This window comes from Ktedonobacter sp. SOSP1-85 (genome assembly GCF_016587415.1).
GTDB lineage: Bacteria > Chloroflexota > Ktedonobacteria > Ktedonobacterales > Ktedonobacteraceae > Ktedonobacter.
In genome coordinates this window covers 1,670,367-1,696,075 of sequence record NZ_BNJI01000001.1, presented here as the reverse complement: position 1 = coordinate 1,696,075, position 25,709 = coordinate 1,670,367, and the positions used below count along the sequence as shown (strand labels likewise).

Annotated in this window: 21 protein-coding genes; 5 read left to right on the top strand and 16 right to left on the bottom strand. The window is 54.9% G+C overall.

The features are described 5' to 3' along the window. Positions 1-77 precede the first annotated feature (77 nt). The 3 genes from KTE_RS07220 to ispE all read right to left on the bottom strand — a co-directional run bounded on the left by KTE_RS07220 (position 78) and on the right by ispE (position 3,544). On the bottom strand, positions 78-1,298 hold the full coding sequence (locus KTE_RS07220; RefSeq protein WP_201379877.1) for a glycosyltransferase family 9 protein: 1,221 nt from the start codon (positions 1,296-1,298) through the stop codon (positions 78-80). Then, positions 1,295-2,386 carry a lipopolysaccharide heptosyltransferase II gene (gene waaF, locus KTE_RS07215; protein WP_255552973.1) on the bottom strand — a complete coding sequence of 364 codons (1,092 nt, stop codon included), beginning with the start codon at positions 2,384-2,386 and terminating at the stop codon, positions 1,295-1,297. Before waaF ends, KTE_RS07220 begins: the two co-directional genes overlap by 4 nt. Before the next feature lie 216 nt (positions 2,387-2,602). Continuing rightward, positions 2,603-3,544 (bottom strand): 4-(cytidine 5'-diphospho)-2-C-methyl-D-erythritol kinase, encoded by a 942-nt coding sequence (gene ispE, locus KTE_RS07210; protein ID WP_201379873.1) that lies wholly within the window; start codon positions 3,542-3,544, stop codon positions 2,603-2,605. Between the two features lie 261 nt (positions 3,545-3,805). On the opposite strand from ispE, the gene KTE_RS07205 reads away from it, so the two are divergent. After that, positions 3,806-4,804 (top strand): hypothetical protein, encoded by a 999-nt coding sequence (locus tag KTE_RS07205; RefSeq protein WP_201379871.1) that lies wholly within the window; start codon positions 3,806-3,808, stop codon positions 4,802-4,804. Between the two features lie 165 nt (positions 4,805-4,969). On the opposite strand, the gene KTE_RS07200 is transcribed toward KTE_RS07205, so the two are convergent. Next, entirely contained in the window at positions 4,970-5,782 is an 813-nt protein-coding gene (locus KTE_RS07200) for a hypothetical protein (RefSeq protein ID WP_201371296.1), read from the bottom strand. Between the two features lie 377 nt (positions 5,783-6,159). Here KTE_RS07200 and KTE_RS07195 point away from each other — a divergent pair, with 377 nt between their 5' ends. Beyond that, on the top strand, positions 6,160-6,993 hold the full coding sequence (locus KTE_RS07195; protein ID WP_374226802.1) for a purine-nucleoside phosphorylase: 834 nt from the start codon (positions 6,160-6,162) through the stop codon (positions 6,991-6,993). A gap of 4 nt (positions 6,994-6,997) precedes the next feature. Here KTE_RS07195 and KTE_RS07190 read toward each other — a convergent pair whose 3' ends face one another. Next, positions 6,998-7,705, bottom strand: coding sequence for a hypothetical protein (locus tag KTE_RS07190; protein WP_201379867.1), 708 nt, complete (start codon positions 7,703-7,705; stop codon positions 6,998-7,000). Positions 7,706-7,907: 202 nt separating this feature from the next. Then, positions 7,908-8,627 (bottom strand): hypothetical protein, encoded by a 720-nt coding sequence (locus tag KTE_RS07185; RefSeq protein ID WP_201379865.1) that lies wholly within the window; start codon positions 8,625-8,627, stop codon positions 7,908-7,910. Positions 8,628-9,010: 383 nt separating this feature from the next. On the opposite strand from KTE_RS07185, the gene KTE_RS07180 reads away from it, so the two are divergent. After that, positions 9,011-9,259, top strand: a complete 249-nt coding sequence (locus KTE_RS07180; protein ID WP_201379863.1) for a twin-arginine translocase TatA/TatE family subunit — start codon at positions 9,011-9,013, stop codon at positions 9,257-9,259. Positions 9,260-9,292: 33 nt separating this feature from the next. After that, positions 9,293-9,640 carry a 4a-hydroxytetrahydrobiopterin dehydratase gene (locus KTE_RS07175; protein WP_236600314.1) on the top strand — a complete coding sequence of 116 codons (348 nt, stop codon included), beginning with the start codon at positions 9,293-9,295 and terminating at the stop codon, positions 9,638-9,640. Between the two features lie 114 nt (positions 9,641-9,754). On the opposite strand, the gene KTE_RS07170 is transcribed toward KTE_RS07175, so the two are convergent. From KTE_RS07170 to KTE_RS07140, 7 genes are all read right to left on the bottom strand, one after another. Then, the gene (locus tag KTE_RS07170; protein WP_201379859.1) at positions 9,755-10,420 is read right to left on the bottom strand and encodes an SDR family oxidoreductase; all 666 of its coding nucleotides are present in this window, start codon (positions 10,418-10,420) and stop codon (positions 9,755-9,757) included. Between the two features lie 81 nt (positions 10,421-10,501). Beyond that, positions 10,502-10,972, bottom strand: a complete 471-nt coding sequence (gene ispF, locus KTE_RS07165) for a 2-C-methyl-D-erythritol 2,4-cyclodiphosphate synthase (RefSeq protein ID WP_236600645.1) — start codon at positions 10,970-10,972, stop codon at positions 10,502-10,504. 2 nt (positions 10,973-10,974) lie between these two features. Next, positions 10,975-11,670, bottom strand: a complete 696-nt coding sequence (ispD, locus tag KTE_RS07160) for a 2-C-methyl-D-erythritol 4-phosphate cytidylyltransferase (protein ID WP_201379855.1) — start codon at positions 11,668-11,670, stop codon at positions 10,975-10,977. A gap of 191 nt (positions 11,671-11,861) precedes the next feature. Further along, the gene (locus KTE_RS07155) at positions 11,862-13,037 is read right to left on the bottom strand and encodes a PIN/TRAM domain-containing protein (protein WP_201379852.1); all 1,176 of its coding nucleotides are present in this window, start codon (positions 13,035-13,037) and stop codon (positions 11,862-11,864) included. Positions 13,038-13,383: 346 nt separating this feature from the next. Beyond that, positions 13,384-14,805 (bottom strand): DNA repair protein RadA, encoded by a 1,422-nt coding sequence (radA, locus tag KTE_RS07150; protein ID WP_236038033.1) that lies wholly within the window; start codon positions 14,803-14,805, stop codon positions 13,384-13,386. A 167-nt stretch (positions 14,806-14,972) separates the two neighbouring features. Beyond that, complete coding sequence (locus tag KTE_RS07145; protein ID WP_201379849.1) at positions 14,973-17,504, bottom strand: ATP-dependent Clp protease ATP-binding subunit; 2,532 nt, start codon at positions 17,502-17,504, stop codon at positions 14,973-14,975. An 831-nt stretch (positions 17,505-18,335) separates the two neighbouring features. Beyond that, positions 18,336-19,862: a 30S ribosomal protein S1 gene (locus KTE_RS07140; protein ID WP_201379848.1), complete on the bottom strand. Its 1,527-nt coding sequence runs from the start codon at positions 19,860-19,862 to the stop codon at positions 18,336-18,338. Positions 19,863-20,512: 650 nt separating this feature from the next. On the opposite strand from KTE_RS07140, the gene KTE_RS07135 reads away from it, so the two are divergent. Beyond that, positions 20,513-21,148, top strand: a complete 636-nt coding sequence (locus tag KTE_RS07135) for a CoA pyrophosphatase (protein ID WP_201379847.1) — start codon at positions 20,513-20,515, stop codon at positions 21,146-21,148. Positions 21,149-22,003: 855 nt separating this feature from the next. Here KTE_RS07135 and KTE_RS07130 read toward each other — a convergent pair. The 3 genes from KTE_RS07130 to KTE_RS07120 all read right to left on the bottom strand — a co-directional run bounded on the left by KTE_RS07130 (position 22,004) and on the right by KTE_RS07120 (position 25,683). Beyond that, a complete protein-coding gene (locus KTE_RS07130) occupies positions 22,004-22,951 on the bottom strand; it encodes a P1 family peptidase (protein ID WP_201379846.1) in 948 nt (315 codons plus the stop codon). 148 nt (positions 22,952-23,099) lie between these two features. Then, a complete protein-coding gene (locus KTE_RS07125) occupies positions 23,100-24,392 on the bottom strand; it encodes an RNA-guided endonuclease TnpB family protein (RefSeq protein WP_201379845.1) in 1,293 nt (430 codons plus the stop codon). A gap of 37 nt (positions 24,393-24,429) precedes the next feature. Then, positions 24,430-25,683, bottom strand: a complete 1,254-nt coding sequence (locus KTE_RS07120; protein WP_201379844.1) for an RNA-guided endonuclease TnpB family protein — start codon at positions 25,681-25,683, stop codon at positions 24,430-24,432. Positions 25,684-25,709: the final 26 nt, after the last annotated feature.

Sequence of the window (25,709 nt, the reverse complement as noted above, 5' to 3'; positions counted from 1 at the left end):
TATAGAACATGGAGGGAGAAGTGCGCCAACCAGGGTGAGCATGGGCTACCCAGATTAGCGCACGTCTATCATGCGGCTCAAGAACGCGAAGGAGTATTATGCGCGTTGTTTGCGGGAGAGAGGATATTTCTGGCGAGCGCGAGCACGCTCTCTTCAGGCACCACGCGTACGCAAGGGTGCTGGGGAAGCTCTTCAGCTGTAAAGTCCAGGCGTCCGCACGGGATGCTTGGGCAGCCGGGACAGCGCTGGGTTGAAGTGATAACGCGGTGACGCGCAGGAGCGCCCCAGGGGCCAAAGATGCGGCTATCGGTTGGACCAAAGATGCGTATGCTTGGTACATCTTGCGTGACTGCGAGGTGCAGGGGACCATTATCCACGCCCATCACGAGGCTGGCGCGTTGCAGCAACGCAGCAAGCTGCCCCACACTGCTATCGCTGATGCAGAGCGGTTGTGTGACCATCCCCTCAGCGACCTCTTCCAGCAAGGGGCGCTCCTTTGGTGTCCCGGTCAAGGCAAAGCAGAGCGAAGGATAAGAGGCCTGGAGCTGGTTGGCGCAGTTCGCCCAGGCTTCCGAGCGCCAGAGCTTGACCGCGCCACCGGTGCCGGGGTGAATGACCACGACAGGCGCCTCAGGCGCGATTCCTTCATCATGCAGCGTCTGAGCTACCCACTGCCGCTCTTGCTCCGTTGGCTCAAAGCGAAGTGGGTAGCGTTCCGGCGTGAAAGGCGTCTCCAGGGGAGCTTGTCCAAGAGCTTGTAGCCCCGCACTGGCCAGCTCCAGGTTATAGAAGGTTGAGTGCTGGTGCTCAGGAAAAGGGAGTGAGCATGAGAGGAATGGTGTCGCAGGCGGGAGCGCGTAGCCAACACGGCGGGGAATACCCGCCAGGTAGACGAGGGCCGCGCCCCACCAGAAGTCGGGCCGCAGGTTGATCGCGACATCGTAGTTGCCAGCGCGTAGCTGCTTTGCCAGTTTGAACAGAAGCATGTAAGGCGCGAGTGGATGCTGGGAGGCGCGCTGAAAGCCTGGAAAAGCGCAGGGAATGAGTTCATCCAGGGCCGGGTGGCGCTCGACAATCGCGCTGGACCAGGGACCAACCATCATCGCGATATGTGCCTCGGGGAGTTGCACGCGTAGCGCATCCAGGACGGGCGTCGCCAGCACCATATCGCCCAGGTGGTCTGGGCGCAGTAGCAGAATACGCGGTTTCTCTCCTGGCTGTTTACATGCTCGCTGGATGCGAGGCCAGCCCAGGAGACGGACCAGGAGGAGAATCAGCGTGCGTAGAGCCAGTTTCATGGGCGCACCTCGTGATCGCTGCTGCTAGGAACCAGGCGTTGAACTGCCTCCCAGACATCCTCCACCGTGATCGCTTGCATACAGGTGCAATTCTGGCACTCGCGCATCTTGCCCAGGAAGAAGCAGGGCTGACGCGTGGGATGCTTCCACAGGCCGATATGCCTGGGATCATTGGTGGGATAGGGGCCATACTCCTCGGGACTGGTTGGTCCAAAGATGCCTATGACGGGAATATCGACGGCGGCGGCCAGGTGCATGGGACTGCTATCGTTGCCAATGTAGAGCGAGCAGGCTTCGAGTTGTGCTGCCAGCTCGCCAATGCTGGTCTTGCCAGCCAGGTCCAGGACGCTGCCCGTAGGCACCTCCAGGTCTTCCAGCAATTGCTGGGTCAGTGGAGCATCGCCAGGACCACCAATAAGCAGGACACGCGCGCCCAGATCCCATATCAGTTTCTGCACCAGGGCACGATAGCGCTCAAGAGGCCAGCGCTTGGCCGTCAGATCCATGCCGGGATTACTGCCACCCCCGACAAAGACGGCGATCTGTGTTCCCTGGTAGTGTTGCGCCGTTTGGCGCTCCTGGGGCGTAGGCACAAAGCGCATGTGTGGTTGCTCAATAGGAAGCTTTAGCGCACGCGCCAGGTCGAGGTAGATATCGGCTTCGTGCTGCAAGTGTTCAGGCGAGGATGAGACTGGAACGCGATCTGTGAGGGAGAAGCCACGCCCCTTGCTATCTGGTCCAACACGTCTTGGCACGCCCGCGAGCCAGGGGAGCAGGGTCAGCATCGGCGAGCGATCAAGCACGAAGGCCATATCAAAGTGCGAGGCGCGCAGGCGACGGGCAAAGGACCTATATTCGCGCAGGCTGTAGCGACCAGGAATGCCAACAGTGCCACAGTCGATGACCTCGTCCACGGCTGGATGGTGCTCGGGGATGACTTTTGACCAGGAACCCGCCACATAGGTGATACGTGCTTCAGGGTAAGCTCGGTGTAGTACCTCCAGCAGAGGCGTGGTCATGATCAAGTCACCCAGACAGCAAGGTTTGATAATGACAATGGAGCGTGGATGTTCTTTGGCGCGTTGCACGAAAGGAGCGCGAAATAAATCGAGAAGCGCAAATGGGAAGCGCAGAAGCGTGCAAAGCGCACTGATAATATGCTGACGCAGGGCTGGAAACCTCCAACTTCTCTCTATCGACACATGTCGTTATTGAACATGTTCTCTTGTTACCGCAATGGCATTATTGTAACAGATTTCTGCTCACTGGAGAGAGAAGTTGGGACCGGTGTGGTCGGGAAGGCCCTAGAAGAAACTCGCCTCTGTTCCTTGTGGATAAATGGCGCGTGTCAGGTAGACTTCGTAGCCTTGCGCCAGCAATTGTTGATAGACCTGGGAAGCGTTGCTCAATTGTGCGAAGGGTGCGAAGAGTGTGGGACCGCTGCCAGAGAGAAAGACATGGGCCGCACCCGCCCGGAGCATACCTTCACGAGCCTGCGTGACTTCAGGATAGCGTTCAAGCACGCCACGCTGGAGGCTGTTATGCAGATCTGAAAGCTGGAAATTGCTCTTGTGCGCGAGCGCGTCCTGTATTTTGCGGCTACTGGCGCCATCGCTATAGTCGGCAGGGGAGAGATTGCGAAAGACCAGGGCGGTTGAGACGCTAATAGCTGGCTTGAGCAGAATGAGCCAGCGCATAGCCTGTGGCCAGTGGGGAGCAAGAGGCGTGATGCGCTCGCCGCGTCCCTCGCATAGGGCCAGGCCACTGGTCAGGAAGAAGGGGACATCTGAACCCAGGGCAGCGGCGATTTCATGCAGCTCAGTCATCGAAAGTGGCAGATCCCAGCCCTCTTTCAGCAGGAGCAGCGTCGCGGCGGCATTGCTGCTTCCACCACCCAGGCCAGCCGCCACGGGAACGCGCTTCTGGTGCTCAATGACAAAACCATGCTCCAATGAGAGGCGCTGACGCACGGCCTGCACGGCACGCACGATCAGATTCTCTGCCGTGCTCAATTCTGGTCGTGAGCAGATAATCTCGACTCGCGGTTCCTCAATTTCGCTGACACAGATGGTATCGTAAATATCTAGTGTTTGCATCAGCGTGACAAGCTCATGAAAGCCATCTGCGCGCCGTCCCAGGACATCGAGGGTTAGATTAATTTTGGCGTATGATTGAACGAAGCGCGTCCGCCCAGGCGTCGAGCCAGTGTAGCCTGTTGATTGTGATGTGGTATATGCGTTTCCCATGCCTGCATTGTGCCTTGAACGCCTGTGATTGTCAAGCTTTTTTGCTGCGCTCGCTCAGGCATCGCAAAAGCGAGGTGTTTTATCGTTTTCTCATTTAGAAGAGCAAGCGCACAGGCAAGCAACATTGGCTATAGTGGATAGCCTAGAAATCCCCTTTAATAAGATGAAACGAGCGAGGTTATGATATACTCTGACATAAACATGTATTGATGGCTTGTGTAGAGCTTCGCGTAGAATGCCTATTTCTGGAGTTTGATGTCAATGGATATTACCGTCGCCTATTTCCATCCTTTATTTCACCCTGAGATGGTTAAACGTGATTTTGAGCAGATTCGTGCGGCTGGGGCAAATAGTATTGTCTATGCCGTTCACGAAGAAGAGGAGCAGCGCTGGGGAAAGGATCTGGAGCGAGGGTTACGACAGGCACAGGATGCTGGTCTCAAAATCATCCTTAGCCTTGGGCGCTATGGCAATCTTTTTGCAGGCCCCTCACATATGCCAAGCTGGTACACCTTTCGGCATCCACAATCGCGTGTGCAGGATCGGCATGGGCGTCACCACGGGATGACCTGTTACAATCATGAGCCCTTCCGCTCCTGGCTCCTGGGGGAGATCGAATTTTACCTGAAGAATTACCCTATTAGTGGCCTGCTGATCGATGAGCCGCGCGGCCCCGAGATTACCTGTTATTGCCCGGTATGTCGTGCACTCTGCCCAGATATTACCGATCTGGAACACTTTCGGCGCCGCTCCATGGTGGACTTCTTTGGTGAGCTGTTTGAATCCGTGAAGCGCATAAACTCCAGGATCACGACGACCATTGTGCTCTTGCCCCAGGACCTGGAATTGATGGAGGAGTTGGCGACTATTCCTGAGCTTGATACGATGGGCTGCCATCTCTTCTGGCAATTATTGGGGGAGGATGTCGCGAAGGTTGAGGAATGGGGACGCAAGCTCGTTGAACTGACCAGGAGACAGGAGAAGCGCAGTCAGCTCTGGTTACAGAACTATAACCTGCGTGAAGCGGAGGAGCCAGAGCTGGAGGTCGCCTTTAAGAAATTATGTAGCGCTGATCCAGACGAGATCGCCTGCTATTACTACTGGCGCAACAATGAACGCCCTGAGCAGGTCTGGGAAACGACCAGGGGCCTCCTACGGCGTATTCCGCGCAAGCAACTCTTCTGGCGGCAATCAACGCTCCCGCGTGTCCCCGCTATCGCTCTGCCTGACGAGAAGCATGTAGACACAGGCAGCAAATAATTCCCATTGAAAACAAATTGTAGGGTCCAAGCTAGCTTAGACCCTACAATTTGTTTGTGGTGCTTCGTATAGGGTAATGTGTTGATGGCAGGCTGGCGTGAGCCAGCCTGCCATCAACACATTACTACCCTGCGAGCCACGTAGTGGCGAGAAGTCGCTTTTTATTTAGCGTTGAAGCGAGAACGGTGAGGAGGAATCCCCCTTCTCCTCGTGAAGCTTTTCCAGGAGGGCGCGGAGCGCTTTTACCTGCTCCTGGGTGGTCTCCAGACTCTTATCTGCTTCCAGCACCACACCCTGGACATTGAGAGCCTTGAGGGTGCGGGTATCGTTCTCATTGAGGCGCCCACCGACACGGATGAAGGCAGGATGCTGGACGGACCCACGAACGGTATTGTAATGGAGAATATCCTCGATGCTCAGGGAGCCAAATGGCTTCTCGATATCGAAGTCCAGGAGAATCGCGGCAATGCCATCGAGTCCAGACAGGTTACGAATAGTAAAGTATGGTGAAACATCGCCCGAGCGGAGCGGCGACATAATATTTTGGACGGGGAGGATGACGACCTTCTCTACATCTTTAGACTCCTGAGCCAGGAGGTGTGCTGGCGCATTTAATGGCAGCGTGATGTAATTGAAGCCCTGCTCTTTGATACTGGTAATAGCTTCGCCATTGAGCGATTCGCCATTGCCAGCCAGGTGCAGCCCGAGGACTATATCCTCCTGGTAGGAGCGTGCAGCGTCAAGCTCTTGCTTTAGTGCGGAGAGAGCTGCGCTATCTTTGCCGTCCCATTGAAAAAGCAGCCCATCGGCACCGGCTTTGAGCGCTGCTTCCGCGCTGCCCGCGCTAACCGTGGGAAACTCGACGACGATGGCGGCGGCGTGCGCCTTGGATTCGGCTCTGCTTTTGCCCAAAAAGCCCATTCCGCTACCACTTCGCGCCCGGCGTGCCTGCGTAAACAAATCATGCAGTTTAGCCATATCCTAACGTGTCTCCTTATCGTTTCACGGCCACCTCCCTGGTGGCCAGTGCGATGCAATAGAGTAGAAAACGGTTCTGATCAAACTGGATGTTGTGTGCATTATAGCACGTTTTCGCGAGGCCCGGCAGGAGCCTCATCATGTATGAGGTGCTTTCCAAATCCCTTTGGCTTCTGCCCTGGCTCGCAAGTTCTTCTTCAAGGTAAGGTGTGTGCGTGTGCAAGAGCCCACTGGGCTCTTGCACACGCACACACCTTACCTTGAGCGCCGCAGGCGCGAAGTAAGGGGTTGCATCTTGTGCGAAGATAAGAGCAGAGGATGGCAGTGGAAGGGGGAGGAAGAACAGAGACGATAAACAATAAAGGAGCCAAGTTGTGATATACGAACAGATGATGGAGGCGACGGAAGCTATTCAAGCTCGTGCGCCCCAGAAGCCCCTGGTGGGCTTGATTTTGGGGTCCGGGCTAGGAGACCTGGCGACAGAGATTGAGAACGCCGTAGCGTTGTCCTACGAAGAAATACCCCACTTTGCGCGCTCGACTGTGACTGGCCATGCAGGTCAATTACTTATTGGGACCCTGGCAGGCGTGCCTGTGGTTATCATGCAGGGGCGCTTTCACCTCTATGAGGGCTATAACGCGACCCAGATCACGCTGCCTGTGCGTGTCATGCACCAGTTGGGGGCGCAGACCTTGATTGTCACCAATGCCGCCGGTGGAGTCAATCCCGAGTATAAGCCGGGCGATGTCATGTTGATGAGCGACCATATCTTCTTACCGGGCATGGTGGGGATGAGTCCTCTGGTTGGACCCAATGATGAGCGCTTTGGCGTGCGCTTCCCGGCGGTGGCCAACGCTTACAACGCGGAGTTACGAGCGCTAGCACGTGAGGCGGCGCAGGATGTTCCGGGCTTACGGTTGCACGAGGGCGTCTATACCATGGTTGTAGGTCCACAGTTTGAGAGCAAGGCCGAGTTGCGCTTCCTGCGCCTGATTGGCTCGGATGCTGTGGGCATGTCGACGGTGCCCGAGGCCGTAATTGCCCGGCATATGGAGATGCGTGTCCTGGGTATGAGTTTGATTACGAATACCGCCACGGGCGCGGAGCAAGAAGAGGTAGATCATGTGAGCGTGCTGGAGGTGGCGAACGCCGCGCGTCCGAAGTTCGCCACCCTGGCACGAGGAATTTTGCGCAGGCTGGCCCTGCTATAAGCGATTAGGCTATCGTAACTTGCATATAGCTCCAGTTGAAGCGTTGCCCCTTCCAGTCAACAACGTAGACGAGATAGTATGTACCAGGTTGGACCGATGTACTGACCTGGTACTGCCAGCTTGCGGTCCCATCGTTATGGCATGGCTGCAACGGTTGGGTATTGCTGGAGAAGACCAGGGCACCCTGCTCCTCATTGGGAATTGGCTGTCCCAGATTATCGAGTTTCTTAAGAAGTGCATAGCTATCTTTGGTCAGGGCCTTGTTAGTATCATCTGGATTTTTGGTAAGCCAGAGTTTGCACGTAATCTCAGTGGCTTTGAGGTCGGCGCCTTGACATTTATTTGCTCCTTTGGTGCCTTTGCTCACAGCCTGGAGTGATGCTGTGTAGGTGGTTGTTCCATCAGGTTTTTGCGTAGGCTGGTCGATTGTTGCTGTTGGACATCCCAGGCCCGTTGCTGCTACATCGACTGTAGGCTGTGTCGTAGGGGAGGAAGTGGGAGTCTGTGTTTTTGTCGCAACCGGAGATTGTTTGGTAATGTTCGTTGTGGGTGGTGTGCTTTTGGGTGGGCGATTCATAGCCTTGAATGTGAAGCCAGAAAGCAGGCCTGTAATGGCAAACAGCAAGAGGGCGGTGGTGATTACTGTCTGGGAACGACTCTTGGTGCGGAGCGTATCTGTGGTTGGTAGATTGTTGCGATCATATTGTTGCATGCTGCAAGCGCTCTCTTCTTCTCATGACATACTCTGTGCGTATATCTAAATATTTTGTTGATCCGTATTCATGATACCATGCTGGCGAGAAGGGGATTATAAAACAGGACTAAGCATAGCCCAAAATGGGGGTGTACTCATGAGAATGTGAGGCTGGCGGCATTTATAGGGGGAAGCAAGGTGGCTCTGCTCGTTTGTGTGCTCAGGCGTGAGCCGCTTTGACCGTGAAATAGAGCCAGGTCCAGTTGGCGTAGGTGCCATCCCAGTCTGTCAGCACAACGAGGTAGTAGGTCCCAGGCTTTACCTCGGGCGAGACGCCAAATTTCCAGGTTCCCTGTCCCTGATCATTGCTTGCTTGCACCTGGGGCGTGGTGGCATCGAACTGGAGCCCGTTGGTGATCTCATGTGCAAGAGGAGACTGGAGCTTGTTGAGGTCTGACCAGGTAGATGCAGGAATATCGATGCGTTTGTTACTGGGAACTTTTGTCAGCCAGAGCCTGAAGGTGATGCCTTTCTGGTGAATGGCATTCCCAGATTTGGTACATGTGCCAGATTTATCAACGGCATGCGCCGAGAGTGTATATGTGACGTCGCCATTGGCTACGCCCTGGTAGACCCCCTGATCGATCAAGGGGCAGTTGAGCGGAACTTTGTTGACGGAGGCAGTATGGGTACTGGTCGCCGTAATGTGGGTAGTGGCGGCCATAGCTTGCGGGCTTTTTTGTGGGCCTTTGAGGTGCTGGAAGATGCCCACGGTCATACCAAGGATCAGTCCTGAGAGCGCGAAGAGGAGCATAGCGATAATGATGACACCCACCAGGCTTCCACCTTGTGTGTACGGCGAGCGTGGATTGATTGTATGAGCGGGTGACAGATAACTGGCCTGTCCCCTTGAAGGTGTTTTAAATGGCGATGCGGGCATTTGGTGTGTATGCTCTTTCTTGTGTCTTTCTGACCGATCTATTTTCTTATCATACCATGCTTTAGTAAAGATGACATACGATTTCTGGCACGATAGGCCAAATTGGTAGTCTTGCGTGATGTAGTTTACCTGTGCCGCGAAAGAGAGGCCGACCGGCGTCATGGGGGAGAACCGGTCGGCCTACCCAGCGTAGGGGGTATGGGGAAGGGCTGGGTAGAGGTACCCTCTCTGTGAAAAGAGAACGCGTGCCTCTATCAATTTGGGGCAGTATTTTTGCAGGATGAGCGACGGAGAGTATGGTAGAATATGGAAATAGAAGGATCATCGAGAGCGAGACCTGGGTATGCCTATCGACCCATGACGCTCGACAAAGGAGTCTGAAAATGGGTTTTCATCCCTTAGAGCTTGCGGTTCTGGCCGTGGTCGTGCTGGCTATCTTTGGCCCGAAGACGCTCTCTTCGTTTATGCATGGTGCTGGTAAAACCGCAGGTCAGGCCAAGCAGGCTAAAGATAAGTTTATGGCCGAAGTGCCAGTCGAGGACTTTTCAAAACTGAAAGACCAGGTGAATGCAGTCTCCAACCCTGGCAAGGCCGTGCAGAAATTGTTGCTTGAAGAGAAAAAAGCTGAATAGCGACGTTCCCGGGACAGGAAAAGGATGGTTGTGATGGCAGAACTGGCTTCTATGAAATGTGAGGCGTGCCGTGCGGAGTCGCCTCGTGCCACCGTCGAGGAGATCAACAGCTACATCGCTGAAATTCCCGGTTGGACGACTGTTGAGCATGAGGGCGTGCTGCACCTGGAGCGCCGGTACAAGGTCAAAGATTTTGCCACCGCCCTGGAATTGACAAACAAGATAGGGGCCCTGGCAGAGCAAGAGGGACATCATCCTGCCATTACGCTCCAGTGGGGCCTGGTGGATGTGGCATGGTGGACGCATGCCATTCGCGGCCTGCATCGCAATGACTTTATTATGGCCGCCAAAACTGAAGAACTTTTTAAGGCTTTGTCGTGAAGATATGAAATTGTAGGGTCCATGCTGGCATGGACTCTGAGCGCAGCGACGCTCCCAGCGATTGGGGTTGGCCTGTGGGCCGGGCGAGTCCATGCCAGCATGGACCCTACATTATTAGACGCGAAAGAGGCCCCGGCGAGTGGCGGGTCCCTGCCCGGAGAGGCTAATGACGTCTACGCTCTTGTTGCGTGCCTCTGGTTGCAGAAGAGCCTGTACCAGGACTTCTGCGGCGTCCTGGCGCGAAATCATACCATCGGTTGGCAGGGGATGGGGAGCCACAAAGATATCTTCGCCGCCTGGTTCGTTGTTCAGGCCTCCCGGGTGGACAATGGTATAGGTCAGACCGCTCGCGATTAAAGCTTGCTCGGCCTTATATTTGGCGCGGAGAACCCGGGTCAGGGGAGGGATGCGTTCGGGCTTGTTGGTGCTCATGGAAGAGCAAAGCACTACTTGCTGGATACCCGTTGCTTTCGCTGCCGTGATAAGATGCGTAACAGAGGTGTACTCGCTCTCCTCGATAAGCTCCAGGTCACTCATCGAGCGGGTGCCAATGGTGCTAATAACCGCGCTGACCCCCTGCATCGCATCCTCCAGCGTCTCCTCGTTGAGGCGTTCGCTGATCACAATTTCTGTATTGGATGAGTTCAGGCCCGCCGCTTTTTGTGCGCTACGAACGACGGCGCGGACGGGAATATGTTTTGCCTGGAGGGAGGCCACCACCTGGCGCCCTGTCTCGCCGTTGGCCCCCAGTACCAGGACACGTCCAGTAAATTCTGCCATGGATAATCTACCGCTCCTTACAAAACATGTTTCTATGTGTTTATTGTATAGCGCGGTACTATCCTGGAATGTCGCCTATGGTTAGCGTTCGAGAAGCGCCACGGCCTGGCAGGCGATGCCTTCGCGTCGTCCGACAAAGCCCAGGCCATCGGTGGTGGCGGCCTTCACACTGACCTGGTCAATATCCAGGCGCAGGTGTTTGGCGATGTGTTCACGCATGGCCAGGGAGTGCCCCGCGAGCTTTGGGCGCTGGGCAATAATCATCACATCAATGTTGCTGATTTTCCACTGGTGCTGCTCTAATAGGTCGCGGGTGTATTCCAGAAAAACGGTGCTGGGTTGATCCTTCCAGCGAGGATCTTCGGAGGGGAAGTGTTGTCCGATATCGCCAAGTGCTGCGGCCCCCATTAGCGCGTTGACCACGCTGTGCAGAACGGCATCCGCGTCTGAATGGCCGACCAGGCCATACTCGTAAGGAATCTGGACGCCACCTAGAATGAGGGGGCGGTCGGGCGCGAAGGCGTGTACATCATAGCCAGTACCAATACGCATTGTCATCGTGTTTGTCCTTTGATAAAAACTTCCGCAAAGAGGAGATCCTCCTGGGTGGTAATCTTGATGTTGGTGTATGAGCCGGGAAAGACGGCCACGGTATGCCCCAGGCGCTCAAGCAAGGTCGCATCATCCGTCATATCCTCCTGTGCGAGCGGCGTATGATGGGCCTGGTGAATGAGGGGAAAGGCAAAGACCTGGGGGGTCTGTACGGCCCACAAGAGTGCGCGGTCAGGCGTCTCAGTAATAATGCCCTCGCGTACCTGTTTGATGGTATCTTTCACTGGAACGGCGGCAATGGCCGCCTGGTGTTCTTGCGCAGCCTGGAGGCCCGCAGCCAGAATCTCCTGCGTCACAAAGGGTCGCGCGGCATCATGGATCATGACCCAGCGGCAGGTGGGAACCTGTCGTGCCAGCTCGTCGAGTCCATGCCGAACTGAGTCCTGGCGGCGAGCGCCACCGGGAACGACCGCGATAATTTTCTGCCACTGTTCGCGCTGGCAAAGGTCGTCCACATCGGCAAGGCGCTCCGCGTTGGTCACGATCACAATGGTATCTATGAGAGGCGAAGCCTGGAAGGTATCGATGGTATGAGCCAGGGTCACGCGGCCCGCAAGCGAGAGCCAGAGCTTGTCTCGGCCCTGCATGCGCCGGCTGGAACCCGCGGCCACAATAACGGCGGCTGACGTTTCTTGCATAGTGCTATGAGGAGCTATTCCTCGGCCTTTCTCCGTAGTGAGCGTGTGCTAGCGTCTCTCCGTGTTCCCTACCACCTGGAATGGGACGAGATGATAGGTGCTCAACGGGTCAAAAAGAAGGCACCCGCAGAGGGGTGCCGACCAGGGTTTTCAGTCTTGTGGAGGTGTGCCTTGCGCTGAAGGCACACGCCTTATTGCATTTGTCGTTGTTTGGTTGGCGACTGAATGGATGTCGTGGTGGCTCCACTCTGTGGCTGTGGCTTGGGGTGAGCGAAGATCATGCGTCCCGCCACCGTTTGCAGAACGCGGGTGACGGTTACCTCAATGGTCATGTTCATATATGAGCGACCGTTCTCAACCACAATCATGGTGCCGTCATCAAGATAGCCAACACCCTGCCCAAGCTCTTTGCCATCCTGCATAATTTTAATGTGAATGTCTTCTCCTGGCAAGAGCACAGGTTTGATGGCATTCGCTAGCTCATTGATATTGAGGACTTTAATTCCCTGTAGTTCCGCCACGCGGTTGAGGTTAAAGTCATTGGTGATGATGGGGCAGTGAAGTTCTTTGGCCATCTTGACTAGCTTACCATCTACATCGGCGATGCCCTCGATATCTGTATCAACGATCTCAATCGGCACGGTCGCATCTTTCTGCAAGCGGTTGAGAATCTCCAGACCACGGCGCCCGCGATTGCGGCGCATGGTGTCGGCGGAGTCGGCGATGCGCTGGAGTTCATTGAGTACAAAGCGCGGAACCGTCAGGGTGCCGCTGATGAAGCCAGTCTGGCTAATGTCGGCGATACGACCATCGATGATCGTGCTGGTGTCGAGCAGGATGGGAGACTGCACCCCTATCTGGAGACCGCGGTCCTTATCGCGATCTTTGCGTTTGCTCTCGCGCTCATTCTCGCGCTCTTCGTCACGCTCACGCCGGCGGAGCAGAGAGCTTTGGAAGAGGCTGGCGATGTCGTTCTTGCGCATGACAGCAATCGCTACGCCCAGGTAGCCGAAGAGGACGGCTCCCACGAAGGGCAGGATATGTCCCACAGGCTCAGGCAGGCTGGTGAGTGGAATTGCCAGCAGGGCCGAGATGATCAGGCCAACCGTCAGGCCGATGGCGGCAGCTACCAGGTCGCTGGCGGCGGTTTTGCGGATCTTGTCGCGCATCCACACGTAGGGAATCACTGTCAAGTAGGGAGTAAGAATAAAGGCGATAATACCGACGATGACAGCGATGACAGCGATCCATTGCCAGCCAATAAGTGTGCGTGGTGGCACATGCGTGAGCTGGTAGGCGTAGTAACTGACTACTGCCCCAATTGCTACGAGGCAGCCAATAATGCGTGATAAAGTGTTAACGAACATCCCTGCATCCTCCGTCGCAGTGCACGGTAAAGTGCATAAAGTAAGTATGCGCTCAAATAGCAGTGTTCTGCATGCCCGTGCAGGTAACGGCGGTGATAAAAACAAAAAAGAATAAGTGCGAAAAATGTTGCCTATTCCTGCGACACACGAGTGCATGTTTACAAGCTAGCAGAAAAATGCCTATTGAGCAACGAAAACAACGTATTGATTACGCAGTATACATGTTTTCTGTACAGGTATCAACAACCATGCGAAGACTTGCCTTTCTCCCGTTGAGAATAGTGACACAGCAAGACACGTAGAAGACCTGCATGCGTAATAGAGAGATCATGTGATTGCTCTATTACTAGTGTAGTGCAATCTCCAACGCTACCGCAAGACTACTTGCAGTAAGCACTTGAAAGTCACCAGGTAGTCCTGCCTCTTCTAGCTCGGCGCGGACGCGTGCGCCTTTGCCGACTGCGCTAGGAACGATACAGCGCTTAAAGCCAAGTTTGGCTGCCTCGCGGACGCGCATCGCCAGGCGGCTCACGGCTCGTAATTCTCCTGAGAGTCCGACTTCGCCGATCAGAACCATATCGGAAGGGACATTCTTCTCGCGATAACTCGACGCAATGGCCGCGGCCACGCCGAGGTCGATGGAAGGCTCCTCCAGGTTAAAACCGCCGATGACGTTGGCATAAACATCATGGCTGCCGACCGCCAGCCCGACGCGTTTGGTCAGGACAGCCAGGAGCATCAGGAGGCGATTATGATCAATGCCATTGGTAGTGCAGCGGGCATTGCCGAAATTGCTGGGAGTAACGAGGGCCTGTACCTCAACGAGCAGTGGGCGTGTTCCCTCCATGCTCACCACAATAGCCGAGCCGGTGGCATCCGCGTCGCGATCAGCCAGGAAGACGGCCGAGGGATTGGAAACCTCTACCATGCCCTCGCCCTGCATCTCGAAGACGCCAACTTCGTGGGTAGCGCCAAAGCGGTTTTTTACACCACGCAGCAAACGGTAGGAGTGATAGCGTTCGCCTTCCAGGTAGAGCACGGCATCCGCGATGTGTTCAAGCGCCTTGGGGCCAGCAACGGTCCCTTCTTTTGTTACGTGCCCGATGATGAAAACGGGGACATGGCTGCTCTTGGCAAGCTGCATGAGCTGCAAGGTACATTCGCGCACCTGGCTAATGCTACCAGGGGCGGCGGTGAGATGGCTGGCAATCAGTGTCTGAATCGAATCGACAATCAGTAGTGATGGTTTGAGGCGATGCACAGCTTCTGTAATCGTGTCCAGCTCAATAGAAGCCAGGAGGTAGAGGCGCTCACCTGCGATCTCCAGGCGTTCCGCGCGCATCTTCACCTGTTCGACTGATTCTTCACCCGAGACATAGAGAACTGGCCCGACCTGTTGAGCAATCGCGCCTGAGACCTGGAGTAAAAGTGTTGATTTACCAATACCAGGTTCGCCACCAATGAGAATGACAGAGCCTGGAACGAGACCACTTCCTAGCACGCGATCCATTTCCGGATAGCCCACGGAGATGCGGGGCTGACTAAGGGGTTGGATCTCGGGAAGGACAACTGGCACGTTGGTGCCTTGGGTGAGTGGGGCATGCGTGAGGAGAGCCTGGCGACGTTGTTGGGTCGCGTTCTGGCTCGGTGAGGCCTCTGCAACCTCTTCCAGCGTATTCCATGCACCACAATCGGGGCATTTCCCCATCCACTTATTCTGTTCACCACCACATTGCTGACAGACGTATTTTGTGCGTACTTTTGCCATATTAACGCTTTGAATGTTATAGGCGAGAGAAAATACAAGGGCTGCCTGAAGAATCGTCAGGCAGAGAGACCTGTCCCGTTCGCGAAAAGCAAGCGGAACAAGTCTTAGTCTTACGTCGACAAGAAGAAATGTGAGGCATGTTGTTGCATGCCCCACGGACTTGTCTCCTAGGATTCGGAACCGGAAGGATTACCTTCACTACCAGCCGAGAGCGCGGCCTCGGGAGCTGCGGGAGGCGGCAATTGCTCGATGCGATTGCGAACTTGTAGATCAAGATCGCCATCCAAAATGCTTGCCTCGATCAGGTCACCAGGATGGAATTTACCCTGGAGCAGACCTTCCGCCAGCGGATCTTCGACCATACGCTGAATGGTGCGGCGCAACGGGCGAGCACCATACTGCGGATCGAAGCCCTTCTCAATCAAGAAGTCCTTTGCGGGCTGCGGTACGACTAGTTCAACCTGCTGCTCGGTCAGCTGTGTGCGGACGCGGTTGAGCAGGAGATCGACGATCGAGTACATTTCCTCCATCCGCAGGGAATGGAAGACGATGACCTCGTCGATACGGTTTAGGAACTCAGGTTTGAAGGTATTGCGTAGTTCGCCGAGCACCTTCCCCTTCATGGAATCGTATTCGGCCTGGTTGGCCTTCGCCTTGTCCTTCGACTGGCGGAAGCCCATGGACGCTTCCTTGTTTAGCAAGGAGGCACCGACGTTCGATGTCATGATGATGATAGTGTTACGGAAGTCTACAGTGCGTCCCTTGGCGTCTGTCAGCTTACCATCTTCAAGGATTTGAAGCAGCATGTTGAAGACATCGGGGTGAGCCTTCTCGATTTCGTCGAGCAGGATCACACTATAGGACTTACGACGCACAGCCTCGGTGAGCTGACCGCCCTCTTCATAGCCGACATATCCAGGAGGGGCACCAACCAGGCGAGCCGCGGCATGGCGCTCCATGAACTCTGACATGTCAATTTTGATCAGGGCCTCTTCGCTGCCGAACATAAACTCGGCAAGCGTACGAGCAAGCTCAGTTTTACCAACGCCGGTGGGACCCATGAAAATGAAGGAACCAATCGGACGCTTGGGATCTTTCAGGCCGGCGCGTGCGCGGCGGACGGCGCGCGAGATCTTCTCGATAGCCTCGTTCTGACCGATAACGCGGGAGTGGAGCGCCTCTTCCATCTGGAGTAAGCGCTGAGACTCTTCCTGTGCGATGCGCATTACCGGGATCCCGGTCCACATCGACACGATCTGAGCGATCTCTTCCTCGCCAACAGTCGGCTTATCGGAGCCGCGCTCTTTCTGCCAACCGGACTCAAGCTTCGCGATACGCTCGCGCAGCTTCACCTCGCGGTCGCGCAGTTCGGCAGCCAGTTCATACTCTTGCTGCTGAATAGCGGCTTCTTTCTCGCGTAGGACCGATTCCAGACCTTTCATGGCTTCTTTAAGATTGAGAGGAGCGAGTGAGTTTTGCATACGCACACGGCTGGCTGCCTCGTCGATCAGATCGATAGCCTTGTCGGGCATAAAGCGGTCGGTAATATAACGACTGGCCATTTCGGTTGCGGCTCTGAGGGCCTCATCGGTGATAATCAGGCGATGGTGCTGCTCATAGCGTTCGCGGATACCCTTGAGGATCTCAATGGTTTCCTCAACCGAAGGCTCACGGATGATAACTTCCTGGAAGCGGCGCTGAAGTGCGGCGTCGCGCTCGATGTACTTGCGATACTCGTCGAGCGTGGTGGCACCGATACACTGCAACTCACCGCGTGAGAGGGCGGGTTTGAGAATGTTGGCTGCATCGACCGCGCCTTCAGCGGCACCGGCACCGACCAGGGTATGCACCTCGTCGATAAAGATGATGCAGTCGCGACTATTGCGAATTTCCTCAATAATTTTCTTGAGGCGTTCCTCAAACTCACCGCGATATTTAGTACCAGCGACCAGCGAGCCAACATCAAGTGTCAGCAGGCGTTTATTGGCGAGGGTCTCAGGAACCTCACCAGACACCAGGCGTTGGGCCAGCCCTTCCACGATTGCCGTTTTACCAACACCCGGTTCACCAATAAGCGCGGGATTGTTTTTATTGCGGCGGGAGAGAATCTGGATGACGCGTTCAATTTCCTGGTGGCGACCAATGACCGGGTCGAGCGTGCCAGCACGAGCGGCTGCGGTCAGGTCAATGCCCATCTGGTCGATGGTAGGTGTTTTCGAATGTTTAGCATCCCGTTCATGGGGAGGATTAGATTGGCTAAGCACCTGAATGGTCTGAGTGCGGACCTTCTCAAGGTTGACACCCAGGCTCTCCAGAACGCCTGCGGCAATGCCTTCGCCTTCACGAACCAACCCGAGCAGGAGATGTTCTGTACCGATATAATGGTGATTTAGGCGACGAGCCTCATCGACAGCCAGTTCGATGACCTTCTTCGCACGAGGCGTCAGGCCGATCTCGCCGAGCACGATGCGGTCTCCGCGCCCGATAATAAATTCAACGGCGCTACGAACTTTGTTCAGTTCGACACCGAGATTTGCCAATACTTTGGCAGCAACACCCTCTCCTTCACGCACAAGGCCGAGTAGAAGATGTTCTGTACCGATATAGTTGTGTTGGAAGCGCTGGGCTTCCTCTTGAGCGAGACTCAGAACTTTTCTGGCGCGCTCTGTGAATTTATCAAACCTATCTCTATCGTTCACCTGTTTGTCACCCCCCTTTCAGTGGCAGAGGGTGGAACCGAGCCCTCTGTGTCGCTCAGGTAAACCGTGTGATTCATCATACAACACCCAACATACAGCGTCAAGGATAACAACCGTAGCCTCCCGTCTGTCGTTATACGTCTATACGTCTCATACTGCTTACTGAGAAACAATCGACCTCTTAACCAATTCCTATAGTAGAGGAACGCGTCCTGAAGAAATTGTCTGCTTCATCTGTTCAGGTGCGCGGCCTTTGTCGCGTGTGCGCGACGAAAGCGAGAGAGAAAAACTGGTTCAAAAAAGCCTCCCTCTGTGTGAATGTCTCAGCCACTCCTGTGTAGGATTGGGATGGTTACCGGGTGATAAGCAGGGAAATGGAACAACTGAGATAGGCACGTGGTCTGGAAATGGGACACTGTTCTTGCCAGCGCCCGATGTGTAAAGAGGGAGACAGATTGCTAAGGTGCAAGTGACGCAAGTGAGATCAACTCTCTTGTACTCTGACCAAAAGTGAAGTATGTCCAGTTTTATCCTCCCCCACCACCTCGACGTTGGAAAGAATTCCTTGAACCTCTCGAACCCTTTTTAAAGGATTGCGAAAACTGACGCTATTAACTGCGCATTTCATCATACTACACGGAATTTGGCGCGTCAAGAAGGCCCAAAAGTGCTATGTGTGCAACGTTTAAAAAGGGTAGCTACATGTAAATGCGGTCAATATAACAAGGAACCTCCCAACTACCTCGCGTATGCGATAGGTAGCGGGGAGGTAGAAACTTTATGGTGCGAGCCACAGCTATGTTGGTCGTGGCTCGCACCAGAGCGCTGCTCTTATTCAGCAGGCTCAGTCTCGTCCTTGGCGCGCTGGCGAGCTGCGGCGCGGAAGGCCTCAGCCATCGCGGTCGTCTCGCCCTCGTCCTCCGCCTTGCTTTCGGCGCCACGCTCACGTTGAGGAGCGCGCTCACGCTTGCGCTCTTCCGTGGGGGCCGCGCTCTCAAGGGAGGGCGTGGTGGACTCCAGGGAAGGCATGGGCTCACGCGTGGCCGAAGCGGCGGTTGAAGCGGCCTCTTCCGTGGTGGCGGCGCTTGCCTCTGGCTGCTGTTGCTCAGCACCCTCTGGCTCTAGCTCGTCTACCTGGCGCAGGCTCAACCCGAGGCGACGGCGCTCGGGATCAATGCGCAGGATGCGAAGCTGCAACTGGGCGCCTTCCTGCAAGATCGACTTAGGATCAGTGCCGGGAGCCAGCTCAGAGTGGTGGATCAAGCCCTCGATACCATCTTCAATGCGCGCAAACGCACCGAAGGGAGCGATCTTGGTGACTGTGCCATTGACGAGCTGACCAGGCGTGTAGCGCTGCTCAACCGTGGTCCAGGGATCGACCTCTGCGCGCTTGATCGAGAGGGCAATTTTCTTGCGCTCCTTATCAACGCTGAGGACCTGTACCTCGACCTCCTGGCCGACATGCAGTACTTCGCTTGGATGATTGACGCGGCTCCAGGCCAACTGGCTGATGTGGACCAGTCCGTCTGCACCACCCAGGTCGACGAAGGCACCGAAGTTGGCCAGATTACTGACCACACCCTTGCGTACTTCGCCGGGCTTAAGCTCCTCAAGAAGCTCTTCGCGGCGACGCTGGCGCCATTCCTGAACGGCCATACGCTCAGAAAGGATCAAGCGGTTGCGCGCGCGATTGATCTCGATAATCTTGAGCTGGAGCTCTTTGTCTTTCATGGCCTGCAACTTGGCAGCGGTCTCTTGATTCTCGCCGCCAGCTGCGACCTCTTCCCGTTTGAGGTTGAGGATCTGAGAGATAGGCACGAAACCACGGATGCCGTTCACGTCAACGATCAAGCCGCCCTTGTTAAAGTCAATGACTTTGGCTTTGAGAAGCTCGCCGTTTTTGAACTGCTCTTCCGCGATGCGCCACTGGCGCTCGGTGTTGGCTCGCTTGAGCGAGAGGACTGCATGTCCCTCCGACGTCTCTGGCTGAATAACATAGACCAGAACTTTGTCGTCGTTGTGCAGCTCCTCAAAGGAGCCATAACCACTGGAGGGCAGCTCTCGCGTGGAGAGAACGCCTTCTGACTTCAAGCCGATATCAACCAGGATCTCATCCTGATCGATACGCACGATAACACCTTCAACGACATCGCCTCGTTTGATACCGATTGTCATTGGCGAGGACGCCAGCAAGGCTTCCATGTCGTTCTGGTTGAAGTCTTCCACGTCTTCGTGCGTAATGCTTGGATTGTTGTTTTCTACTTGAGGATCATTGCCTTCGATCATCGTCTGTACCCGCCCGCTGTTAGGATTTTCCGCTGGCATTGTCGAAAGGTCGCCGTGCTTTTCTACTTGCATGGGTGAGACCCCCTTCGATCCACGGTTTTTGCCCGTTTCAGAGGGACACTCCAGCCCAGTTTCTCGTTTTGTGCATGCGGTAAAAAATGCTTTATGCTGCTTTATGCTTGTCTTCATGTTTGCTGGCACATGGCCAGAATGAGTTGTGAAAACGAGATGGACCTTCAGTTTTTATGCCTGGGGAGTGTACCATCGGAATTGGGTTTATCGGAGGAGATGCTTAGGCGGTAGTCGTTTCGGCCATCAATACAGCTTCTGGCTAGCCAGAATATCTGTCGCGACCTGTTGCTTTGCTCTACAGAACGGTGATACGAAACGATACGCACAGGCAAGGTAGGCCCTAGTTAAGACACAGAAACGCGCCTGGACAAAGCATACCCCCACTCGATGTTGTAATTATACCAAAAGCTGTCCTTGAATGCAAGACAATACGCGGCCTTTTCGCAATGCTCTCCGATGTTTTTCTATCTTTCACATTGTATCATAATAATGCAAGCCCCTTTCATTGTGACAAACCGGATCTCATAAAGGCCATCCGTTCCTCACTCATCATGAAAAGTTTTCGCCTCGCAAGCTCGCCTCAATGATCTCAATGGTAAGATAATGGACGTGTGCGGCGCTCAGGAGCAGGGGTATGCTAAAATAGAGATATGGATGGAAGAGTTCTACAGGAGCGCACCCTGCTCCTTACACACCTGCGCACCTACCTGGAGGCGCCTGAACACGCTCATTTCTTAGATGATCAATTGGAAGGTCATCAGCCGGGGGCACGCCAGGCGGCGGTCTTGCTTGTCTTGTTCGAACATGAAGGCGAGCTTTCACTGCTTTTTATTCGTCGTGCCAGCACGCTCCGCGCGCACAGCGGCGAGATTGCCTTTCCCGGAGGAAGCGCCGAATCTCAAGATGCTTCGCCCGTTGAAACCGCTCTACGCGAGGCTTGGGAAGAGATTGGTCTCGCGCCTGAACGCGTTGAGATTCTGGGCGCCATGCCACCGGTCTTTACAGTGGTCAGTAACTTTTTGATTGTGCCTGTGGTCGGCTATCTTCACCAGGGACCTGGCGAGTTACGGCTTCAGGAGAGCGAGGTGGCCGAATTGATCGTCGCGCCCTTGCGCGCCCTGGCCGATCCCGCCATCCAGCGCGTGGAGCACTGGACGCGTGGAGAGAAGACACGCGCTGTCTACTTTTTCGATTACGGAACGTATTGTATATGGGGCGCGACAGGACGTATCCTGGCCGCGTTGCTCTCGATCCTGGATACTCACGATGCCGGATCGTCCTTTTAGGAAAGCCAGGAAAGCTACCAAATAGTTCTATTACTCTTGCTAATCCCTCTGTTTTGACTACAATTAATAATGTAATGCGATGGCTTGTAGTGCGTTCGTCGTACGATGTCTCTTGACGTAGTGCCTCTCCGAAAACCTGAGCGCGTAAGCGCTAGTCGCGAGAGCGACGTTGGTTTTCGCATAAGAAGGCAGGTTGGTCTGTAGCACCCCAAGTGGAGAAGACAGTGACATTGCCAACGTCCGATGCCCAGTTTGCACAACTTTGGCCGCAGAGACTCCCCATTCAATCACACTCGATGCCTGTTGATACCTCTTCAACCTATCCTCCTTTTCTCCTCACCCCCACTCTCTGTGTGCCCAAAGCGAACGTGCAACTGGCCGATACGTTGCTTCACTCTCGCTGGATGCTACCCCAAAAGCGCGAAATGCTCACTACGCCAGGCGTTGTTTCCTCTTATGCCGAGCACTACGCGAGTAGTAGCCCGTTGGTACAGCCAGGACAAAAAAGCGTTGTGCACGCGATGTTTTCCTCATATATAATGCGTTCTTTTCGCCTCCTGTCGCAGCTGGAGAGCGGACATTTTTGTCGTATTGATATACCAGGCTTGTAAAGCTACTATCTTACTCTAGAAATTGCATATAGTCGAAGAGAAGAGAGAGAAGCGCTATCGCTGCAAAATAACAATTGAAAAAATCAGGCCGAGGCGTGTAAGCAGAATATCGCATATCCGCTGTTGCGCACGTTCCTGCCAGGAGGGTTTAGGTCTCTCTTGCGCCGGAAAAGGAGCGTGTGCCCTGAAAAAGGAAGCCCCTTTCGCGTTCCTTTGAGGAGTCACTCAAGGGGCTGATGCTTACTTATGCCTGAGCGGCGGGGATGCCATGGAGTGTTCGGGCGTGACGAATGGCTTTGATAATGGCGCGTGCGAGCGTCTGTGCTGCGGCAGCTCCTATAATGCTGACGCGCTGCGCTGCTTGCGCTGAAGGGAGCCGTGGTGTGTCGCGTGGACCAAGCGCCAGGGCATAGATGGCGTCGCCATCAAACATGGTGTGCACCGGGCGTATGACCTGGGCCATACCATCGTGCGCCATTTGCGCGACTTTGGTACACTCCGCTTTGTTCAGCGAGGCCGTGGTCGCAATCGCGGCTATCGTCGTGTTACTAAAGGGATTGGCGGCAAGTGTGTCAGATCCCAGGAGTTCTCGTGTGCCTGCGATGACCTGCTGCGTCTCTGGATCATGAATATTGCCCAGCGCGTTGACTACGACCAGGGCTGCTACAAGCGTGCCATCGGGCAGTCGTGTGCTCGCTGATCCCAGGCCACCTTTCATCGCGAGCAGGGGGCTGACCAGCTTGCCTACGGTCGCCCCAGTTCCCGCGCCTACATTTCCCTGGATAACCGGGTCGCTGCTGGCTTGCAGACAGGCGCGGTAGCCTGCCTCTGCGTCTGGACGAATATGTGGTGAGCCGAAGGCGAGATCAAATATGGCGGCTGCGGGGACAATTGGCACCCGTGCGACCCCTGTATCTACGCCTCTGTGTTGCTCCTCAAGATAGCGCATTACGCCAGCTACTGCCTGTAGCCCGAAGGCACTTCCGCCCGTGAGGAGGATGGCGTGAACCTCATCCACCATATGAATTGGATTGAGGAGATCCGTCTCATGGGTGGCGGGAGCGCTGCCCCGTACGTCGACGCCGCCTACGGCGTCACTATCGCAGAGAAGAACGGTACACCCTGTCCCTGCCATGAGATCTGTGTCATGTCCGACGCGGATGCCGGGGATATCGGTGATGTCGTCATGCATAAATACTGCTCCATCCTGTGCGCAGATGCTTCTTCCTATAGGGGATGACAGTAGGTTTCCCCAAAAATATAGGAAACGGATTCGATAGATTGAGACATGCCTATTATAGTTCCAAAAACCAGGGCGTGGTGTAACGAAATCTTGCGCACTATTGACCGCTTGCTTTCGCTACTTTCCGCTTGTTTTCTGGCTTTGTGAGGGGAACGACAATCCTCACCGGATGGACTACCAGGGATGCAAGTATCCCTTTACCACCCTCTACCCCCTCTGACCCGAAGGCGTCAGGGGCTACTTTGCGGATGATGTTGCCAGCACCGTTCACGTCGGCGTTAAGCGTGTGCCCATCGGATGCGCGATAGAGTCCACGCTTGACGCGCTTCCCACTAAACGTGTGCTTCTCCTTGTCATTGTTCGGGTCACGCACTGGCAGTGGATCAAGGTCAAGCAAACTGGCCTTCGACGTGTAGGATTCTTCGGTGATCTCGACACGAATACCGACCAGGTGTGCCTTGTAGGTCAACATATCAATGAAGCGAGCATGTGGAATCTGGACAAAGTGTTGATTGTTCCGCTTGACCAGGTTTGCCTCTTGCTTCCAGCCATCATTCTTGCCGATGCACAACACGCCTATCTGCTCTTTCACCAGCAGATCAATAATTCGCTTGCTGGCGGTGTGCATGTAGTGATCGATACGCCTGGTCCGCTTATTCGTCAGGCGCTCCATACGCCTGGTTGTGCCTGTGTGGCCAAGCTTGCTTTGTAGGTCTGCCTTCCTCTTGTTATAGAATTGGTTCACACTTTTCACTGGACGCCCGTTAACTAAGACTGGTCGAAAGCCAGGTTTGTTTGATGTTAGCGCTACCAGATTATTCATGCCAATATCTATGCCAGCGTAATATGCAGGGTTCACCTCGGCCTGTTTGACCTCTTTCTTGTACACCACCTCAACGACATAAAAGCCTCTGCGGGGCACGATGCGTACTTGATCGATGTCTTTTTGCTTTGTTTGCACCTCGATAGGGAGCATGGAGGGTTGCACGATCCCGCGTTTCAAGTCTCTCTTGCTCAGAGCCTGGATGGTGTAGATCAGGATGTTGCGGCCTTCCGTCTTGTGTTTGTACTTCGGGAGCTTTGGACGCCCTAAGAACCTGGACGGGGCTTCCTTGTAGGCTTTCAGCGCCTCAAAGATGCTTTTCCAATTGCGATCGAGCACCATCAGGATTTGTTGACTCACCTTTGCCGGGAGAGCTTTATAGGCCTCATGCGGCTGCATTCGCCGTTGTATCTCGTTGTAATTGAGATACTTCCCTTCGTGGATGAAGACTTGACGGATCTCGTACAAGGCCGCATTGTACAAGTTCTTCGACTTGAAGGCTGCTTCATCAATAATAGCATACCGTGGATCACGCCTGTCAATTACGTGCTGCTCCACAAGTTGCATCTTTTTCGCCTGCCATTCTAAACCTACTCAAATGTGTTTAGACACTATCGAACAGGTTCAATTGCTGCACGTGCCCCTCACGGGAAGCCCCCATGACTCCTACGCCGCTTTGGGTCGTCTGCAGCACACCGCACTCAGGACGAGCCTGAGTGTGTGGCCCTCGCCGGGCAAGGAACCTCATCAAGATGTTGACGGCGCTATTGTCGTCTCGATCCATGACGAGTCCGCATTCCGCGCACCGATACGTCCTCTTGCGCAGTGGCATGGCTTGCAGATTGCCACAGCCACTACACTGCTTGGAGGTGTTGCGCTCATCTAGAACGTGAAGCTCTTTCCCATACACCTGGCATTTGTAGGTGAGCATCTGGACAAAGGCGTACAGGCCCCAGTCGTTGTAGACCGCCCGATTGAGGGCCTTCTTGCGCTCCTGATGCTCTTTCATGACCATTTGCCGCTGGGAAAGGTCCCCCACGACGACAGTTCTCTCAACCAATCGTCGTGCAATGAGATGCGATGCCTTATGCAGGCTATCGCGCTGTTTGTTGCGCTTCTTCTGCGATACGCGCTTATAGACCTTGCTCAGATGAAGAAAGCGGCGGGATTTCTTTTTACACTTGCTGCGTTTGGAGCGCAGTGTATCAAGCTGTTTGTTGTACCAACGCGAGCCTTTGAACCCACCGATGTGATAGAAGCGGCCCTCTTCCGTGACGCCCGTTGCCAGCGTCTTGATGCCCAGATCGAAGGCCACAGTATCACCGTCGCGTTTGGCTTGCTTGGGCTGTCGATAGCCGAAGGAAGCGTAGTAGTTTCCCCTGCCATCGCGACTGATGGCCACCTCTCCAAAGCCTTCGGGAGGCTCTTCGGTGAGTGCGGCACGGATAGCGGGATACTGTTTGTGCTTGCCCTTGCCCCCTGTGGGCAGAATGAGGGTGTTTCCCTCACGCGTGAGATACATCGCCGGATAACAGAGGGTAAAGAAGCCATGGCGAGGGCGCACGCGAGGAAAGCCCGGCGTTTCCCCATTGGCGAGGCGACGAAAGAAGGCTTGCATGGCTGCATCCAGGCGATAGTAGACTTCGGCAAGCAGTTTCCCATACACCTGATTGAGTTCAGGATCATAGGCACGGCTCTCAGCCAGCGTCTTCTTGCAGGCGTTGAAGCGCCACTTCTCTCCGTCTCGCAGTTTCATCACCCACCAATTGTAGAGGCCTCTGCATTTGCCTTGCATGAACTCAAGGGTGGCGATGTCTTGCTCGCTGAGGTCCAGTTTGATCTTTTTGCACAGGATCATGAAGACCTTCTTTCCTTTCACCCCCA

Bases quoted from the DNA above. Each gene is read 5' to 3' on its own strand.
- KTE_RS07125 (WP_201379845.1), bottom strand. From the start codon at position 24,392: ATGCAACTTGTGGAGCAGCACGTAATTGACAGGCGTGATCCACGGTAT.
- KTE_RS07205 (WP_201379871.1), top strand. From the start codon at position 3,806: ATGGATATTACCGTCGCCTATTTCCATCCTTTATTTCACCCTGAGATG.
- ispD (WP_201379855.1), bottom strand. From the start codon at position 11,670: ATGCAAGAAACGTCAGCCGCCGTTATTGTGGCCGCGGGTTCCAGCCGG.
- KTE_RS07120 (WP_201379844.1), bottom strand. From the start codon at position 25,683: ATGATCCTGTGCAAAAAGATCAAACTGGACCTCAGCGAGCAAGACATC.
- KTE_RS07190 (WP_201379867.1), bottom strand. From the start codon at position 7,705: ATGCAACAATATGATCGCAACAATCTACCAACCACAGATACGCTCCGC.
- radA (WP_236038033.1), bottom strand. From the start codon at position 14,805: ATGGCAAAAGTACGCACAAAATACGTCTGTCAGCAATGTGGTGGTGAA.
- KTE_RS07175 (WP_236600314.1), top strand. From the start codon at position 9,293: ATGGCAGAACTGGCTTCTATGAAATGTGAGGCGTGCCGTGCGGAGTCG.
- KTE_RS07170 (WP_201379859.1), bottom strand. From the start codon at position 10,420: ATGGCAGAATTTACTGGACGTGTCCTGGTACTGGGGGCCAACGGCGAG.
- ispF (WP_236600645.1), bottom strand. From the start codon at position 10,972: ATGCGTATTGGTACTGGCTATGATGTACACGCCTTCGCGCCCGACCGC.
- KTE_RS07135 (WP_201379847.1), top strand. From the start codon at position 20,513: ATGGATGGAAGAGTTCTACAGGAGCGCACCCTGCTCCTTACACACCTG.
- KTE_RS07200 (WP_201371296.1), bottom strand. From the start codon at position 5,782: ATGGCTAAACTGCATGATTTGTTTACGCAGGCACGCCGGGCGCGAAGT.
- KTE_RS07140 (WP_201379848.1), bottom strand. From the start codon at position 19,862: ATGCAAGTAGAAAAGCACGGCGACCTTTCGACAATGCCAGCGGAAAAT.
- ispE (WP_201379873.1), bottom strand. From the start codon at position 3,544: ATGGGAAACGCATATACCACATCACAATCAACAGGCTACACTGGCTCG.
- KTE_RS07180 (WP_201379863.1), top strand. From the start codon at position 9,011: ATGGGTTTTCATCCCTTAGAGCTTGCGGTTCTGGCCGTGGTCGTGCTG.
- KTE_RS07130 (WP_201379846.1), bottom strand. From the start codon at position 22,951: ATGCATGACGACATCACCGATATCCCCGGCATCCGCGTCGGACATGAC.
- KTE_RS07155 (WP_201379852.1), bottom strand. From the start codon at position 13,037: ATGTTCGTTAACACTTTATCACGCATTATTGGCTGCCTCGTAGCAATT.
- KTE_RS07185 (WP_201379865.1), bottom strand. From the start codon at position 8,627: ATGCCCGCATCGCCATTTAAAACACCTTCAAGGGGACAGGCCAGTTAT.
- KTE_RS07220 (WP_201379877.1), bottom strand. From the start codon at position 1,298: ATGAAACTGGCTCTACGCACGCTGATTCTCCTCCTGGTCCGTCTCCTG.